Here is a 15831-nt window from a genome sequence, read left to right on the forward strand (position 1 = left end):
GAGATGAAGCACTGGGCGGCGCAGTCGTCGGGACACTGATCCGGTTTTCGTGGCGGCCTGCCCTAATCGCGATCAGGCTCACTCCCACAGCAATTCCTGTGAGACGAAGATTTGGCCCACACCGCAAATCCCCTGTGGGAGCGGGCTTGCCCGCGAAGGCGTCGGCGCATCCAGCATTGATATGTCAGAACAACCGCAATTGCCGGCAAGCACGACCTACACCAACACCGTCAACCACGCCGACACCAGCAACAACAAAGCCAATGCCGTATTCATACCCCTGAACGCCCGGGGCGAACTAAAAGCCCGGGCGCTACCCAAGCCGAGTAAGGCCCACAGGGTCATGCAAGGCAAGGACACCAGCAAAAATGCCAGTGACAACACCAGCACCCTCAAGGTCTTGTCGCCGCCCCCGGCAAATACGCTGATCACCGCAACGGCCATCATCCAGACCTTGGGATTGACCAGTTGCAAGGTCGCGGCACTCATCACGCCAAGCCCCTCATGCGTCCGGGTCGGCGCGTCCAGGGACGGCGGCGCGCTTTGCAAGATCTGCCAGGCCAGCCAGCTCAACCAGAGCACTCCGCCCCAGGCCATGGCTTGCTGCACTCGCGGAAATTGCAGCAGCGTCTCGCCGACACCAAGCCCCACCGCCAGCACAATCAGCGCCGCCGCCACGCAGGCGGCAAAAATGATGGGCAGCGTCGCACCCAGCCCGCGCCGCGAGCTGTGACTTAAAACCAGGATATTGGTCGGCCCTGGAGTAATAGAGGCGACGAATGCAAACAGCAGGAAAGGCAGCAATGATTCCATGACGCAAACTCTTTGGAGGATCAGGAGGTCATGGTCGCGAATTCGCCGTGGTCAGTCTGGAAGGTTTGAGCAGCGCTTGCGATAGTCCGCAGGCGTAAGCTGGTAGGCGCGTCGGAACCAGCGGCCTAAATGGCTTTGATCGGCGAAGCCAAGCGCACTGGCCACCTGGACCGGCGAATCACCGTTGGCCAGCAGCTGGCGCGCCTTGGCCAGGCGCAGCTGGATCAGGTAAGCGTGGGGCGCCAACCCGAAGGCGGCCTTGAAAGCCCGGCTCAGCCGAAAACGATCCACCCCACAGGCCCGCGCCAGATCGTCCAGCCCAATATCCTCATAGGCATGGGCATGCAGATAATCCCGCGCCACTTGAGCCACCAGCGGCAGGCGCGGGTCAAGGGCCTGATGCTTGCGCCACTGCAGGTGTTCGGTCAGCGCGGCCAGCAAGGAGTCGACGGCGGCCTGTCGCGCCATGCGCAGGTCACCCTCATGGAGCGCGTGGAAGGCCAAGGCAACGGCTTTCGCCAGGCGCGGATCCTGGCTCAAGGTGTCGGCAAAGCCCGGCAGACTGTTGCTCGGCGCGTGCTCGAACAGCGCGAGCAATTCACGCTCCAGCCACAGCGGATCAAGGTACAGCGTGGAGTACGTAAACCCCTCCTCGGTCGGTGCATGCCCATCGTGAATCTCCCCGGGTTCGAGCAGGAAGACTTTGCCCGGCGTGCTGTAGTGCCGGGCGCGCCGACAATTGAACTGCTGCACTCCCTGCTCTGTGACCCCGACCAGAAAACTGTCGTGCCAGTGCGGATCATAGGCATGCCCCTGGAAATGCGCGCGAATCGACTCAATCCCGGTGTCGGCATCCTGGGACAGCTTGATCCAGTTGCGTTTGTTCACGAATTGGCTCCAGGGAATTGAGATAGCGCGGGCGTTTAACTTAGCGCGCCTGGCAGAGGCGTGTTTAGAACATTTGTGCAGCGGTTCGCCCTCCGCCCTCGCGACAATTTCCTGCGCAGTACCGCCAGCACCCATAACTAAAACTCTCGCCGATAGCCCGCTACCCAAGGCGGCCGCAAGCAGGCAAGCGCCCAGTCGTGGCAAGCGTCGTAGCCGGCTAACGCAATACGGCTCTGCGTGGCGTACTCGCTGGCGCGTGTTGCGTGCATTCCCAAGGGGAATGCGATTGCACTCAATTGAGCACCTTAATCTGCGTCAAGCCTACCACCTCAGCTTGTTGCACAATTTCCTCCGGCGATGCGTCAGCCGGGGGCATGATCAGGCCGTTTTCCGCGTCCCCATAATGTAACTCCAACAGATGCAGGGCGGCCTCATGAGCGGGTAGTTGCTCTTGCTTGAGCTCGAACAGGTGGGAGCGGAGCTCGCCGTTGAACAGGTATTGAACCGTGAAATTGCGCATGATCGATCCTCGGAATGAAAGAAGTGCTGCAAACCATCCTGACCGCCAGGTCAGCTTTTAGTTCGCACAGTTCCAGCTTGGCGAAGATCCTGCCACTTTGGGCAAAGCCAAAAAATACCAGCGAGTGGTGAATTATTTAGTGTCCTTATGTATCTGAACAGCAAGAGGCCATGCCATCAAAAAGATGGCATGGCCAAGGCAACCCCTCTAGACCCGGCTATACCGGGCTGGTGGCTTGCATCAAGACTGATCAGGTACAGAGTGGCTCGCATGCAATCATCTGAGAAAAACGTCAATCCAATCGGGTTGAAAGACATCACCATTGTCGACGACGCCAAGATGCGCAAGGCGATCACTGCCGCCGCACTGGGCAACGCCATGGAATGGTTCGACTTCGGCGTCTATGGGTTTGTCGCGTACGTGCTCGGCAAGGTATTTTTCCCCGGCGCCGATCCTGGCGTGCAAATGATCGCCGCGCTGGCGACCTTCTCCGTGCCTTTCCTGATTCGGCCCCTGGGCGGTTTGTTCTTCGGTACCCTGGGCGACAAGTACGGCCGGCAGAAAGTCCTGGCCGCCACCATTGTGATCATGTCGCTGAGCACCTTCGCCATCGGGCTGATCCCGTCCTATGCCTCGATTGGCATCTGGGCGCCGATCCTCCTGCTGCTGGCCAAAATGGCGCAGGGCTTCTCGGTTGGAGGGAATACACTGGCGCTTCGATCTTCGTCGCCGAATACGCCCCAGACCGCAAGCGTGGTTTCCTCGGCAGCTGGCTGGACTTCGGCTCGATTGCCGGTTTTGTGCTCGGTGCCGGGGTGGTCGTGCTGATCTCCACCATCATAGGTGAAGAACAGTTCGAAGCCTGGGGCTGGCGTCTGCCGTTCTTCCTCGCCCTGCCCCTGGGCATGATCGGGCTCTATCTGCGTCATGCGCTGGAAGAGACTCCGGCGTTCCAGCAGCATGTAGAGCAGCTGGAGCAGGACGATCGCGACGGCCTGGCCCGTGGGCCGAAGGTGTCTTTCAAGGAAGTCGCCACCAAGCACTGGCGCAGCCTGTTGACTTGCATCGGCGTGGTCGCGGCGACCAACGTCACTTACTACATGCTGCTCACCTACATGCCGAGCTACCTCACGCACAACCTGCACTACAGCGAAAATCACGGTGTATTGATCATCATCGCGATCATGGTCGGCATGCTGTTCGTCCAGCCGCTGATCGGGCTGGTCAGCGACAAGATTGGGCGTCGTCCTTTCATCATCTGCGGCAGCGTTGGCCTGTTCATCCTGGCCATTCCGGCGTTCATGCTGATCAACAGCGGCAAGATCGGCCTGATCTTCGCAGGCTTGCTGATGTTGGCCGTGCTGCTGAACTTCTTCATCGGCGTGATGGCCTCGACCTTGCCGGCAATGTTCCCCACGCACATCCGCTACAGCGCCTTGGCCGCGGCCTTCAACATTTCGGTGCTAATTGCCGGTTTGACCCCGACTGTCGTCGCCTGGTTGGTGGAAAGCACCAACGACCTGTACATGCCGGCCTATTACCTGATGGTGATCGCCGTAGTCGGCCTGGTCACGGGCGTGACGATGAAAGAAACGGCCAACAAACCACTACGCGGTGCGGCGCCAGCGGCTTCCGACCTTGAAGAAGCACGGGAGCTGCTGCAGGAGCACCATGACAACATCGAGCAGAAGATCGAGGACCTCGATGCCGAAATCGCCGAGCTGCAAGCCAAGCGCGAGCGTCTGGTGCAGCAGCATCCGCGAATTGATTAAACCATCTGTCCCGGGTGATTCGCTCAAGTCTCGGCGAGCGGAAAACCCAGGCGAAAGCGCGTGCCGGTTTCGTCACTGTCCACGCTCACCCAACCGTCATGCAGGTGCATGATCGACCGGACGATGGCCAGGCCCAACCCGCCGGAATCATCCGGCTGATTGCGTGACGGGTCGCACCGGTAGAACCGTTCGAACAATCTCGGCAGATGTTCCGCAGCGATCGGCGCGCCCTGGTTGTGCACCGTGATCTCCAGGCGGTCCTGCAGCAGGGTGCTGCTGATCGTCACCGCCGTGCCAGGCGTCGCGTAGCGCAGGGCATTGGCCAGCAGGTTGGCCAGTGCCCTGCGCACCAGACCGGGGTCGGCCAGCAACTGATCATGGGCCTGGTTGATCAGCCCTACCTCGCGCTCCTGCGCCACGCCTTCAAAGTAATCACAGAGCTGCTCGATCAGCTCGTGCAAGTCGATTTGAACGGCTTTCACCGCCGCGTCGGACTGCTCGGTGCGGGCGAGAAACAGCATGCTGTCGATCATTCGCGCCAGACGCTCGTATTCTTCCTGATTGGATACCAGCAGGTTTTGGTAATCCTCGATTGAACGACTGTGCCGCAGTGTTCTGCTGGGTATGGCCCATCAGGTTGCTCAGCGGCGTGCGCATCTCATGGGCCAGGTCTTCGGAAAAACGCGACAGCTGGGCAAAGCCGTCTTCCAGTCGTGCGAGCATCTGGTTGAGTGCATGGCTCAGCGCCTGCAGCTCACTGAGTTCACTGAACTCATCCAGGCGCAAATGCAGGTGCTGCACATCGATCCCGGCAGCACGCCTGGCCAACAGGCGCACCGGTCGCAAACCACGCTGGCTGACCCACCAGCCCAGCACAAAAGCCAGCAGCGCACCGACCGACATGGCCAGCCAGAGCTTGAATCGATAGGCCGCCAGCATCTGCTCTCGCTCACCAAGCAACTTGCCGGCGATCAGGGTGAGACGGCGGTCGCCCTGGGTGACATCCTTCCAGGCAAGACGCACGGGTTCTGACGCATCTGCGTCAGCAACGAGCGCCTGGGGGTGGCTGGCAACCTTGGCAGGTTCATCTGTGCCGGGTTGATTTCGATCAGCACCTGGCCGCTTTCATCGAGGATCCACAGCAGGTTGTCGCGATTGCCCAGCATGTTCTCGTAGAGCTTGGGCCGACTGCGCAATTGCTCGACGCTGTCGCTGTCGTTGATCAACGCCTGCATGCGCTCGAGGCGACCGAGCAAGGCCTGGTCATCGCGCCAGGCGATCTCCCGCTCCAGGGACTGATACAGGTAAAAGCCGATCGCGCCCAGCAACAGTGCGCTGACGAGCGCGAACATCACCGCCAGGCGCAGGCTGAGGGCGCGCGGGAACAGGTTCAGGATTGCACCTCGAGCATGTAGCCAATACCGCGCACGGTGTGGATCAACTTGAGCGGGTAAGGATCATCCACCTTCGCCCGCAAGCGACGGATCGCGACGTCGACCACGTTGGTGTCACTGTCGAAGTTCATCTGCCAGATCTGCGAGGCGATCAGCGAACGGGACAATACCTCCCCTTCCCGACTGAGCAGCAAGTGCAGCAGGGCGAACTCCTTGTTGGTCAGGATCAGGCGCTCCCCGCCGCGGGTGACCTTGCGCCGCAGCAGATCCAGGCTCAGGTCGCCGACCACGAAATGTTCGACCTCACGCGGTGGGCCGCGGCGCAGCAGGGTGCGCACCCGGGCCAGCAATTCGGCATAAGAGAAAGGTTTGACCAGGTAATCGTCAGCACCCAGTTCCAGCCCTTTGACCCGATCGTCCACCGAATCCCGGGCCGTCAGGAACAGTACCGGGGTCTGCCATTTGCGCCGGATGATCTGCAGCAATTGCCAGCCATCCAGGCCGGGCAGCATGACGTCGAGGATGATCAGGTCGAACTCGCTCTCCTGAGCCAGGTGCTGGCCGTCCAGCCCGTTCAGGGCGATCTCGACCACATAGCCCGACTCAGTCAGGGCCTTGCGCAGGTAATCCGCCGTCTTCGCTTCGTCTTCAACCACCAGGATACGCATTTTTTCCTCCAGGACTGGCGCATAGGCTAGCCCGCTTCGCGCGGTTCTCACATTACATATTGGTAATGATCGGGCAATCATCCTGAGCGGACGGGCCGGGCATCATGGCGACCAATGACTTAACCCGCCCCGATCAAGGAACAAGCATGCGTACCGGCCTATCGACTTCATTGCTGATCACTCTCGCCATGAGCCCTGCATTCGTCCACGCCGCCCAGGCGCCAGTGCCGCGGATGGACGTGACGCTGGCGCTGGCCAATGACTTGCTCAATGCCACGCTGGGCGCCTGCCACGCCGATGGCCGCACGGCCGTTGCCGCCGTCGTCGACCGTGGCGGCAACCTGGTCGCCGTGCAGCGCGACGACAACGTCGGCCCGCACAACACGCTGGCCGCTCAACGCAAAGCCTACACCGCGCTATCGACCAAGACCTCGACGCGCCTTCTCGCCGAACGCGCTCGCAGCACCCCGGATGGAGAAAACCTCAACACCTTGGGTGAATTGTTACTGCTGGGTGGGGGCGTGCCGTTGCAGTTCGAGGGCCAGGTGATCGGCGCCATCGGAGTGGCCGGCGCCGGTGGCGCTGCATTCGATGAAGGCTGTGCACTGGCTGCTATCAACCAAGTCCTCCCTGCTGTTAAAAACTAAGGAAATCACCATGACTGTATTGAAATCTCTCTTCGCCGGCGTCGTATTGAGCGCCTTGTCGACCCTGGCATCAGCGGCAGCCAACCCGCTGAGCGTCCACGTACTCAACTTGCAGGATGGCCTGCCCTCCCCGGGGTCAACGTCACGCTGGAAAAACAGGACGGCAAGAACTGGGACATGCTCAACAGCGCCGCGACCAACGAACAGGGTCGGGTTACCGGTTTGTATCCGGAAGGCCAGAACCTGGAGAAAGGCACGTACCGCGTCACCTTCAAGACTGGCGAGTGGTTCAAGGCGCACAAAGTGGCCAGTTTCTTCCCGGAAGTACCGGTGATTTTCGAGGTGGATGGCACCGTTCCTCACTACCACATCCCCCTGCTGCTCAGTCCTTACGGGTTTTCGACCTACCGGGGTAACTGAAGCACAAAAAAACCCCGCAACCGAATGAGGTGCGGGGTTAAAAATTGGTTGGTTGCGGCCAACCAAAGGAGCTCTGTAGTAAACCTTAGATGCAGTCCTGTGCTGCACGTTCAAAACTGGAAGGCAGTAAATTCGACGCCAGCAAGTGCCGCTCATAGATGAACACTTTGCCGCCGTGGCCGGCCTTGTAGGCTTCCAGCACGTTGTCCGCCGAGATTTTGCTCGGCACCACGATCCGGTAGCTGCGCTGTGTCTGGGAAACGGTCGGATGCAACGCACTGCCCTGCAACTTGGGTACGACGCAGTCAGCGTACTGGGCCGGAGTCTTGCTGGTTTGCAAGGTCATGGTCGGATCGTTCGGCGCGGAGGCACAACCGGCCAGCAGCAACGAGGCAAACGCCATGGCAAAAACAAAAAGAGCACGCATCAATCTCATCCTGAAAAAATTGGGCGATTCAGCAGTTGAACGGCATCGCCCTGTTCGATGATGGTGATTTTCCGGGTATTGTCAGCAAAGTAGAACTTGCCTTTGGTGATGTTCACTATTACTTCTAGCAATAGTTGCCCGCCGGCCCGGCAGGCATGCCAGCTAACAAGATCGATGAGGGTCTCTATTTGAGAACTTTTGACTTTATCCGCGACGCCGTCTTGCCCCAGTACCGTGAACGGGTGGCCGAATATCTGGTGGAGTACGAAAGCGTGTTATTGAGCGAGCCTGCGCCGAGCCCGGAGCTGGCGCGGGACACTGCCAACCAGCTGCGCGGCTACCTGCGCGGCCTGAACACCACGCGTGTATTGGGCATGGCAGATCTGGAGGAGCTGGACCGGCGTCTGGCAGATACCTGGCTGTAAGTTCGGCCGCGGCCTTGCTGCGCAAGCAAAACCCCGAGCCTTCGATCAAACCGGTTGAACCTACCCGCCGCCCTACCCCTCGGATATTAAAACCTGAGTGGGTACACCCATGGACATCGAGGACACACTGCTGCGCCAGCGCAAGGTGCTTGCCGAATTTGGCGAGCTGGCCCTGGTGTCGGACGATCTTGAGCACATCCTCGACGAGGCCTGTCGCCTGGTGGGTGAGGCGCTGGAAACCAATCTCGCCAAGTTTATGTTGCTGCGTGAAGACGGCATCACTTTCCTGGTGCGCAACGGGATTGGCTGGACGCCGGATGTCGTGGGCAAGGTCCAGGTGCAAGCCTGTGAAGGCAGCCCGGAGCGCTACTCCCTGGACACCGATCTGCCGGTGATCTCGGTGGATGTCGCCACCGAAACTCGCTTCCGCTACCACGACTTCCAGATCAGGAATGGCGTGCAAGCGTTTGTCAACGTGCTGGTGTACGGTGCCACCGAGCAGCGTCCGTTCGGGATTTTCGAAGTCGACAGCCGCTGCCCTCGTGAATTTACCGACAGTGACATTGATTTCCTGCGGGTCTACAGCAATCTGCTGGGGGCGGTCCTCAAGCGCTTCAATACCTTGCAGGTCATGCGGTCCACCGAAGAAAAACTGCGCGAAAGCGAGAAGCATTACCGCATCGCCGCAGAGCTCAATCCGTTGTGGCCCTGGAGCGCCGACAGTCAAGGCGCGCTGATTTCCATCGATCAGCGCTGGTACGAATACACCGGGCTGAACCCGGCGCAAACGCTGGGTCGGGAGTGGACCCAAGCCGCCCACCCTGATGATCGCCAATCCCTGGCGCAAGGCTGGGATCATTCGCTGGCGACCCTGGAACCTTTCGATCTGCACGTCCGATTGCGCAAGCACGATGGCGAGCTACCCTGGTTCAGGGTGCGCGCCTTGTGCAGCCTCGACGCTGGCGGGCACAGCGAGCAATGGTATGGCACCCTGGAGAACGTCGATGACCGGGTGCAACTTGAGCTCAGCGCTGCGCGACTGGAACGATTTGCTGGAAGACCGAATCGCCCAGCGCACCGCGCAGCTTGAGGCCGAACAGCACGAGCGGGCCATGGCAGAATCCAAGCTTCGGCAAAGTCAGAAAATGGAAGCAGTCGGCCAGCTGACCGGCGGCATCGCCCACGACTTCAACAACCTGTTGGCCGGGATCATTGGCAGCCTTGAGTTGATGCAGCGCCGCATCGACGCCGGGCAGCACAATCAGCTCACCCGCTACAACTCAGTCGCCATGACTTCCGCCTCCAGGGCGGCCGCCCTGACTCAGCGGCTGCTGGCGTTTTCCAGACAACAATCACTGGAGCCCGAGCTGCTCGAACCGCGCACCGTCGTCGCGGGCCTGGAAGAAATGATCAGGCGTACGGTGGGGCCCAGCATTGTCGTCGAGTGCTCGTTCAGAGCGAGCGACCGCATCCGCTGCGACCTCAACCAGCTGGAAAATGCCCTGCTCAACCTCGCCATCAATGCCCGGGATGCGATGCCCGACGGCGGCACTTTGAACTTGATGGTTGATCGCTGCACCATTGATGCGGCAGCGTCCGCTGACAGGAATATGCCCCAGGGGACCTATGTCAGCATTTCGGTCACCGATTCGGGTACGGGTATCAGCCCGGATATCCTCTCGCGCATCTTCGACCCTTTCTTCACCACCAAGAAAATAGGTGAAGGCACCGGCCTGGGCCTGTCGATGATCTATGGCTTCACCCAGCAATCCGGGGGCCAGATCAAGGTCCACAGCAGCCTCGGGGTCGGTACGACCGTCACCATGTACTTCCCGGTAGACCGTTCGCTGCCGGGGCATAGCCGAAAAAGCCAGCGAAGCGCATTCCACGCTACGGGCTGCCCACAACGAAGTCATCCTGCTGGTGGACGACGAAAAAGCCATCCGGCAGATGGTCTCGGAGTTTCTGAGCGAGATGGGCTATCGCGTGATCGAAGCCGTGGACAGCGTGTCAGCCATCAAGCAGGCGGAAAAACTCGACCATCTGGACTTGTTGCTGACGGATATAGGTTTGCCAGGCGTGATGAACGGAGTCAGCCTGGCTGCGGAATTCAGGGGGCTATACCCGTCGCTCAATGTGCTGTTCATTACCGGTTTTGCCGCAGGTTCGCGCCTGGTCACGGTGGATGCGTCCACCCAGGTATTGCCCAAGCCGTTCAGCCTCAACGATCTGGGCCATCGGGTGCGCGAGCTGCTTGATTCAGGCCTGGGCAGCACATAGCTGTCGCTCTGGCCAGCGAAGCTCCGCGCACACCGTCGTTTCGCCGACGGTGTGGAGCGAGGGGTTATTTGTCGGACTTGATACTGGTCCACACCCGAGTACGCACCCGCTCAAGTTTCTGTGGCAGCGGTTGCACGACGTAAAGGGTTTTCAGGGCTTCGCTGGTCGGGGTCAGGTTCGGGTTGCCGGTGATGTCCTTGTTGATCAGCGCGATCGAATCCTTGTTGGCGTTGGGGTACCCGAGGAAATCACTGATCGGGGCGATGACTTTAGGGTCCAGCAGGGTATTGAGGAACTCGTGGGCTTCCTCGACGTTCTTCGCACTTTTGGGAATGGCGAAGGTGTCGAACCAGATCGGCGCGCCTTCCTTGGGCAGGCGCCAGTCCACCACTACGCCATTACCCGCTTCCTTGGCGCGGTTGCCGAATTGATAAAAGCTGCCTGAATAACCAATGGCGACGCAGATGTCACCGTTGGCAATGTCGGTCATGTATTTGGCAGAGTTGAAGTAGGTGACATACGGGCGGATTTTCATCATCAGCTCCTTGGCCTTTTCATAGTCGGCGGGGTTCTGACTGTTCGGGTCGAGGCCGAGATAATGCAAGGCCAGCGGCAGGATTTCCGACGGCGAATCAAGCATCGCCACGCCGCAGGATTTGAGCTTTTCCATGTTCTCCGGTTTGAACACCAGATCCCAACTGTCCACCGGCGCGTTGTCGCCCAGGGCAGCCTTGACCTTAGCCGGGTTGAAGCCGATCAGCACCGTGCCGACCATGTAAGGCACGCCGTACTGGTTGCCGGGGTCGTTCTTGTCCAGCAGTTTCAACAGCGCCGGGTCCTGGTGACTCCAGTTCGGCAGCTTCGACTTGTCGAGTTTCTGGAACACACCGGCCTTGATCTGCGTGTCGAGGAACTGGTTCGACGGCACAACGAGGTCATAGCCGGAGTTACCGGTGAGCAGTTTGGCTTCCAGGGATTCATTGGTATCGAAGGTGTCCCAGGTCACTTTGATACCGCTTTTTGCTGCGAAGTCCTTGGGTACGGCCGGCAGAATGTAGTCGGCCCAGTTATAAACCCGCAGTTCGCGCTGTTCGGCGTGTGCCGCGCGCGGCCAGCAGTGTCAGCCCGCACAGGCCTGCACCCAGAATGCGTTTCATCGTTTGCATTGATTTCCCCAAGTGTGACGTCAGTACGATGGTTTTTATGTTCTGTACACGGCAGCAGGCTTGAAAAATAGCCAAAGGCAAGGAGCAGCAGGAATCTGGTCGTCGTAGCGACTGCTACCGATTCATGCTGACAGCAGGGTCGGTTCACAGTGGGCGATTGGCCAAAAGGGGATCGAAACGGCCAAAATACTTGTCCGCAAATGGACGTCGCAGGGTTTTATCGACTATACGAAAAAGCCCGCTCTAAGCGGGCTTCGGATTTCGAGTAGGTGGCCAGTGCTGGTCTCCGGCTTACAAGGTTTATCAGGACTCCCACACAAGCGCTTTGTATTTACTGCACTAGTGCTTCACACGGCATCAGGGCTGGATCTCAGCGCGGAAATCTTTCTAACCGTGTACCCTTCGGAGCGCGCCCCACGCTCCCTTGCTATCCGCTTGCGCATCAGTCTGCGTCTTCGCCTACACCTTCAGGATAGCAAAAAACCTCCATTTTCAAACTGCTCGATTAGATTGATTCGCTCTGGCGCTAGAACCTCGTGAAGCTAAAACCAGCCTGAAAATTCCTTGCCGTTCAATACGAATCCTGCTGCCACATCAGGGGTCCACCTGCCCCATCAATTCGGCGACGCTCTCCTGGCGCTTGGCATAACGCTGCGCCAGCACTGCACAGACCATCAGCTGAATTTGATGGAACAGCATCAGCGGCAGGATCAGCACGCCGATGGTGCTGCCGGCGAAAAGCACCTGTGCCATCGGCACCCCGGTGGCCAGGCTCTTCTTCGAGCCACAGAACAGGATAGTGATGCGGTCCTCCTGGTTGAACCCGAACACCTTGCCCAGCACCGTGGCGGACGCGAGCACCAGCGCCAGGAAGATGCAGCACACCAGCACCAGGCCCGCCAGCTCCCATACCGGAATCTGCTGCCAGATGCCCTCGTTCACCGCCTCGCTGAAAGCACCGTAGACCACCAGCAGGATCGAGCCCTGGTCGACGAATTTGAGCCAGCTCTTGTTGCGTCCCACCCACGCCCCTATCCAGCGTCGGGCGATCTGCCCGGCAATGAAGGGCAGCAGCAGTTGCACGCTGATCTTCATGATCGCATCGAGGGTTGATCCGCCGTCGCCGTGCACGTCCAGCAGCAAGGTCACCAGCAAAGGAGTCAGGAAAATCCCGAACAGGCTGGACGCCGCCGCACTGCAAATGGCCGCCGGAATATTGCCCCGTGCCAGGGACGTGAAGGCGATCGCCGATTGGACTGTGGCGGGTAAAGCACAGAGGTACAGCATGCCCATGTACAACTTGTCGCCGATCAACGGCGACAGCAGCGGTTTCAGCGCCAGGCCCAGTAACGGGAAAAGGACAAACGTCAGGCCGAACACCAACAGATGCAGGCGCCAGTGGCCGGCGCCGGCAATGATTGATTCACGGGACAGTTTGGCGCCGTGCAGGAAAAACAGCAGCGCAATGGCGATGTTGGTCAGCCAGCCAAAGCCCACTGCGACCTGACCGCTGGCAGGCAGCACGCTGGCGATAACGACCACGCCAATCAGGGTCAGGGTGAAATTGTCGGGCAGGAAACGAGGGCGAGTCATCAGATCATCATCCGGGGGTTGCCAAGTACGTGGGACCGACTCTAACGTGCCTGCTGATTACCGACTAACGCCGATGAGCCAGCTGATGCCGCCTAAAGGACATGAAAAAAGCGTAAGGCGCAGTGTACCCGGGCTACCCAGCCTGCCAAGACCGGTCTACGGTCGTACCGAATCACTGCCCAATCGCGCGCTGACCCGCCGCCACAGTCACCCATGGGTGCAGCTGTCGTATGCGATTCAGGGCGTATTGGAGGTCCAGACCAGTGTGGGCCGCTTCGTAGCGCCACCCGAACGGGCGGTATGGATACCGGCAGGCATGCCGCATCGGGTGTTCAGCTCGCCGCGCACGGAAATGCGCAGCCTGTACCTGGATTGCAGCGTGACGCAATGGGCGCCGCCGCGCTGCCATGTGCTGGGGGTCAGTGATCTGCTGCGCGAGTTGATCAGGGCGTTCAGTAAAATCCCCGTAGAGTATGAGCAGCACGGCGCCCATGGGCGGCTGACTCAGGTATTGCTGGACCAGCTCGCCGAGGCGCCGACGATCGACTTGATGCTGCCGCTGCCTCAGGATCTTCGTTTGCGGCAGATCTACCAGAGCCTGCAGGCCCATCCGGAACAACAGACAACCCTGGCGCACTGGAGCCAGAAATTCGGCGTGACGGAAAAGACCCTGAGCCGCCTTTTCCTTCGCGATACCGGCCTGACCTTCCGCGCCTGGCGCCAGCGTCTGCGCCTGCTGGGCGCGCTCACCCCGCTGGAACGGGAAGAACGAGTGACCGATGTGGCGCTGGCCTGCGGTTACGAATCGACCTCGGCATTCATCGCGGCGTTTCGGCAGCAGTTTGGCGAAACGCCGGGGGAGTTTTTCAGGTAGCTATTGGTTAATCAGATCATCGGCGAAGTGCTCACCACCCGCAGCGCCAGGCCCTCGTAGGCATCCAGGGTGATGGTGAAATCACCTTCGGCCGTGAGGTCGCCTTCTACTCGTTCATTAATGATGTCGACCACCGGGCCCGGCGCGATGTTCGGCAGGTGCAGGGTTTCGGTAATCGGCGTCGAGCCGAAGTTCAACGCGGTGATTTGCGTGCCTTTGCCGGCGGGCAGCTCATGCACCATGACCAGGAGCCCCGGATGCTGCACATCTGGCACCAGGATCTGGCGGCTGGCGGCGATGTCGTAGGCGCGGCGCGCGGCGAGGATTTTCTGCAGCTGGGACGCGAAGGAGTCAGGGTCGTTCAACTGGGTCGGCAAGCTGCCATAAAGCGTCTTCGGCCGCGGCATCTGTCCGGCTGAAAGTGGCGCATCAGGGTTCAGATCGACCAGGTCATAGGCGCCCCGATGGATCCAGCGGGTATCGCCATCGAGCATCAAGTGCTCGACCTGTTCAGCGGGCAGTGGCAAGGCGCCCACCAGATCCCAGCCGGACAACGCAAACACGCCTGGCTGCATCGCGTTATACATCACCAGCAGCAGGTGCACCTGACGGATCTGCGCGATATCTGCCGCAGTGATCGCGTCAAGATCACGAATCCCCAATGCCGCCGTGATGATGCTCGCCGTGGTGCATGACACGCCGTTGGTGACGAATTTAAGGTTATAGGGTGCATGTTCGCCGGCCAGGCGTTCGTACATCTGTTCGCGGATGTGCTCGCGCAGGATATTGCCGGGGAAGGTCTGGCCCTGATACAGATAGGTATCATGGGCGTGCAGCGTCCAGAAGTGCACCAGCTCCAGGGTCAACTCGTCGTGGTTCTGCAACGCGTGGATCAGCGAGCCGGGGTCGATGCCCAGGGTGTGCATCTGACGCAGCATCAGGCGCAGGAACTCGGTATCCCCCATCAGCAAGGCATGCTGGTAGGCCGGACGGGTGATGAAGTCATAGGACAGGTCCGCACCGCCATGGGACATGGCGGCGATGTCATCCACGGTCAGGTTCAACTCCTGGAAACTGAACCCGCCGGCCTTGCGGATCGCCCCCGCCAACAGCTGGTTGCCGGTGATCGACAGCGGGTGACTTTCCGACCAGGCGGTCCCATCGAGCTTGCGCTCCACGCCGAGAAAGCCGTTGGCGTCCAGGCGCAAAATCTTCGCGCCCATCACGTCGATGGCATGCAGGGCGTCGCCGATGATCATCTGCTGCGCAGCGAGGTCGGGTCCAGCCAGTTCAATGACGGTTGGCCTTCCTTGAAGTAGTGCAGGTACACCCAGCGCCGCGGTTTACCGTCGACGCCGACCACTACCGGTGTGGCGCTCCAGTCGGTCTCCTTGACCCCTGGCTCGAAGAAAATCACCCGCTGCAACTGGCCGACGATGTAATGCTTGTCCCGCAACACATCAACCTGCTGCGGGCTGAGGTTGTGCGCATCGCGCCCCTCTTCGATCTCCGGCAGCAGGGGCCAGTCTTCTTCGCGGATCTCGACCATGTGGTAGAGGCCCGGGTAATCCTCGTACGCCATCTCTGCCAGGCGAAAATCCGCGCCCTTTCCGGTGTGCGAAGGGATCACATCGTCGATGATCACCGCGTTGTGCGCGGCGGCCATGCGGGTCAGCGCCTGCAACTGCGCCTCGGTGCCCAGTTGCGGGTCGATCTCGAAACTGATGCGGTCGAAATTACCGTCGATGGTTGGCGTCTGGACCGTGCCGCGCAAACCACCGGACATTTTCAGCGGCCCATTATGAATACCCTGGATACCGATTTTCGACAACGCATGCCACAGGGTTTCATCGCCAAGAGCCTCAAGCACGGTGCCGTCTTCACGGGTGACGATGGATGCCGGATACGCGGTGAACCACACTGAAGACAGCGCCGAAGCATCTC

Annotated in this window: 12 protein-coding genes and 7 pseudogenes; 8 read left to right on the forward strand and 11 right to left on the reverse strand. The window is 60.1% G+C overall.

Annotated elements, in window-relative coordinates; translation table 11 throughout:
* Window positions 1–216: 216 nt before the first annotated feature.
* The 4 genes and pseudogenes from JFT80_RS20885 to JFT80_RS20895 form a co-directional block, all read right to left on the reverse strand.
* A complete protein-coding gene (locus JFT80_RS20885; protein WP_201149164.1) occupies window positions 217–813 on the reverse strand; it encodes a LysE family translocator in 597 nt (198 codons plus the stop codon).
* A 51-nt stretch (window positions 814–864) separates the two neighbouring features.
* On the reverse strand, window positions 865–1701 hold the full coding sequence (locus JFT80_RS20890) for an AraC family transcriptional regulator (protein WP_122838646.1): 837 nt from the start codon (window positions 1699–1701) through the stop codon (window positions 865–867).
* A gap of 81 nt (window positions 1702–1782) precedes the next feature.
* Window positions 1783–1970: pseudogene (locus tag JFT80_RS24610) on the reverse strand (SAM-dependent methyltransferase); the annotation flags it as partial.
* Between the two features lie 23 nt (window positions 1971–1993).
* Window positions 1994–2221 carry a hypothetical protein gene (locus JFT80_RS20895; protein WP_201149165.1) on the reverse strand — a complete coding sequence of 76 codons (228 nt, stop codon included), beginning with the start codon at window positions 2219–2221 and terminating at the stop codon, window positions 1994–1996.
* A 270-nt stretch (window positions 2222–2491) separates the two neighbouring features.
* On the opposite strand from JFT80_RS20895, the pseudogene proP reads away from it, so the two are divergent.
* A pseudogene (gene proP, locus JFT80_RS20900) lies at window positions 2492–3993 on the forward strand (glycine betaine/L-proline transporter ProP).
* A gap of 23 nt (window positions 3994–4016) precedes the next feature.
* Here proP and JFT80_RS20905 read toward each other — a convergent pair.
* Together JFT80_RS20905 and JFT80_RS20910 are read right to left on the reverse strand one after the other, a co-directional pair.
* Window positions 4017–5387, reverse strand: a pseudogene (locus JFT80_RS20905) (heavy metal sensor histidine kinase).
* Complete coding sequence (locus tag JFT80_RS20910; protein ID WP_045059042.1) at window positions 5384–6055, reverse strand: heavy metal response regulator transcription factor; 672 nt, start codon at window positions 6053–6055, stop codon at window positions 5384–5386. Before JFT80_RS20910 ends, JFT80_RS20905 begins: the two are co-directional and overlap by 4 nt.
* Before the next feature lie 146 nt (window positions 6056–6201).
* Between JFT80_RS20910 and JFT80_RS20915 the strand changes: the two genes are divergently transcribed.
* Both JFT80_RS20915 and uraH read left to right on the forward strand, forming a co-directional pair.
* Complete coding sequence (locus JFT80_RS20915; RefSeq protein WP_201149166.1) at window positions 6202–6702, forward strand: heme-binding protein; 501 nt, start codon at window positions 6202–6204, stop codon at window positions 6700–6702.
* 10 nt (window positions 6703–6712) lie between these two features.
* Window positions 6713–7122, forward strand: a pseudogene (uraH, locus tag JFT80_RS20920) (hydroxyisourate hydrolase).
* Between the two features lie 85 nt (window positions 7123–7207).
* Here the strand turns inward: uraH and JFT80_RS20925 are convergent.
* A complete protein-coding gene (locus JFT80_RS20925; protein WP_122838531.1) occupies window positions 7208–7549 on the reverse strand; it encodes a hypothetical protein in 342 nt (113 codons plus the stop codon).
* A 188-nt stretch (window positions 7550–7737) separates the two neighbouring features.
* Between JFT80_RS20925 and JFT80_RS20930 the strand changes: the two genes are divergently transcribed.
* Window positions 7738–7974 carry a hypothetical protein gene (locus tag JFT80_RS20930; protein ID WP_122838645.1) on the forward strand — a complete coding sequence of 79 codons (237 nt, stop codon included), beginning with the start codon at window positions 7738–7740 and terminating at the stop codon, window positions 7972–7974.
* 109 nt (window positions 7975–8083) lie between these two features.
* Window positions 8084–9064, forward strand: coding sequence for a PAS domain-containing protein (locus JFT80_RS20935; RefSeq protein WP_201149167.1), 981 nt, complete (start codon window positions 8084–8086; stop codon window positions 9062–9064).
* Here the strand turns inward: JFT80_RS20935 and JFT80_RS24615 are convergent.
* Window positions 9000–9233: a hypothetical protein gene (locus JFT80_RS24615; protein ID WP_242483014.1), complete on the reverse strand. Its 234-nt coding sequence runs from the start codon at window positions 9231–9233 to the stop codon at window positions 9000–9002. The genes JFT80_RS20935 and JFT80_RS24615 overlap by 65 nt on opposite strands.
* Between JFT80_RS24615 and JFT80_RS24620 the strand changes: the two are divergent.
* A pseudogene (locus JFT80_RS24620) lies at window positions 9120–9755 on the forward strand (ATP-binding protein); the annotation flags it as partial. The gene JFT80_RS24615 and the pseudogene JFT80_RS24620 sit on opposite strands and share 114 nt — an antisense overlap.
* Window positions 9756–9897: 142 nt before the next feature.
* Window positions 9898–10254 carry a response regulator gene (locus tag JFT80_RS24625; protein WP_307833119.1) on the forward strand — a complete coding sequence of 119 codons (357 nt, stop codon included), beginning with the start codon at window positions 9898–9900 and terminating at the stop codon, window positions 10252–10254.
* 64 nt (window positions 10255–10318) lie between these two features.
* On the opposite strand, the pseudogene JFT80_RS20945 reads toward JFT80_RS24625, so the two are convergent.
* Together JFT80_RS20945 and JFT80_RS20950 are read right to left on the reverse strand one after the other, a co-directional pair.
* Window positions 10319–11420, reverse strand: a pseudogene (locus JFT80_RS20945) (polyamine ABC transporter substrate-binding protein).
* Between the two features lie 594 nt (window positions 11421–12014).
* Window positions 12015–13013: a bile acid:sodium symporter family protein gene (locus JFT80_RS20950; RefSeq protein ID WP_201149169.1), complete on the reverse strand. Its 999-nt coding sequence runs from the start codon at window positions 13011–13013 to the stop codon at window positions 12015–12017.
* Between the two features lie 85 nt (window positions 13014–13098).
* Here JFT80_RS20950 and JFT80_RS20955 point away from each other — a divergent pair, with 85 nt between their 5' ends.
* Window positions 13099–13887: a helix-turn-helix domain-containing protein gene (locus tag JFT80_RS20955; RefSeq protein WP_122838644.1), complete on the forward strand. Its 789-nt coding sequence runs from the start codon at window positions 13099–13101 to the stop codon at window positions 13885–13887.
* 11 nt (window positions 13888–13898) lie between these two features.
* Here JFT80_RS20955 and treS read toward each other — a convergent pair.
* Window positions 13899–15831 (reverse strand): annotated as a pseudogene (treS, locus tag JFT80_RS20960) (maltose alpha-D-glucosyltransferase); the annotation flags it as partial.

It is taken from the genome of Pseudomonas sp. TH10 (assembly GCF_016651255.1).
In the GTDB taxonomy this organism is placed as follows: domain Bacteria; phylum Pseudomonadota; class Gammaproteobacteria; order Pseudomonadales; family Pseudomonadaceae; genus Aquipseudomonas.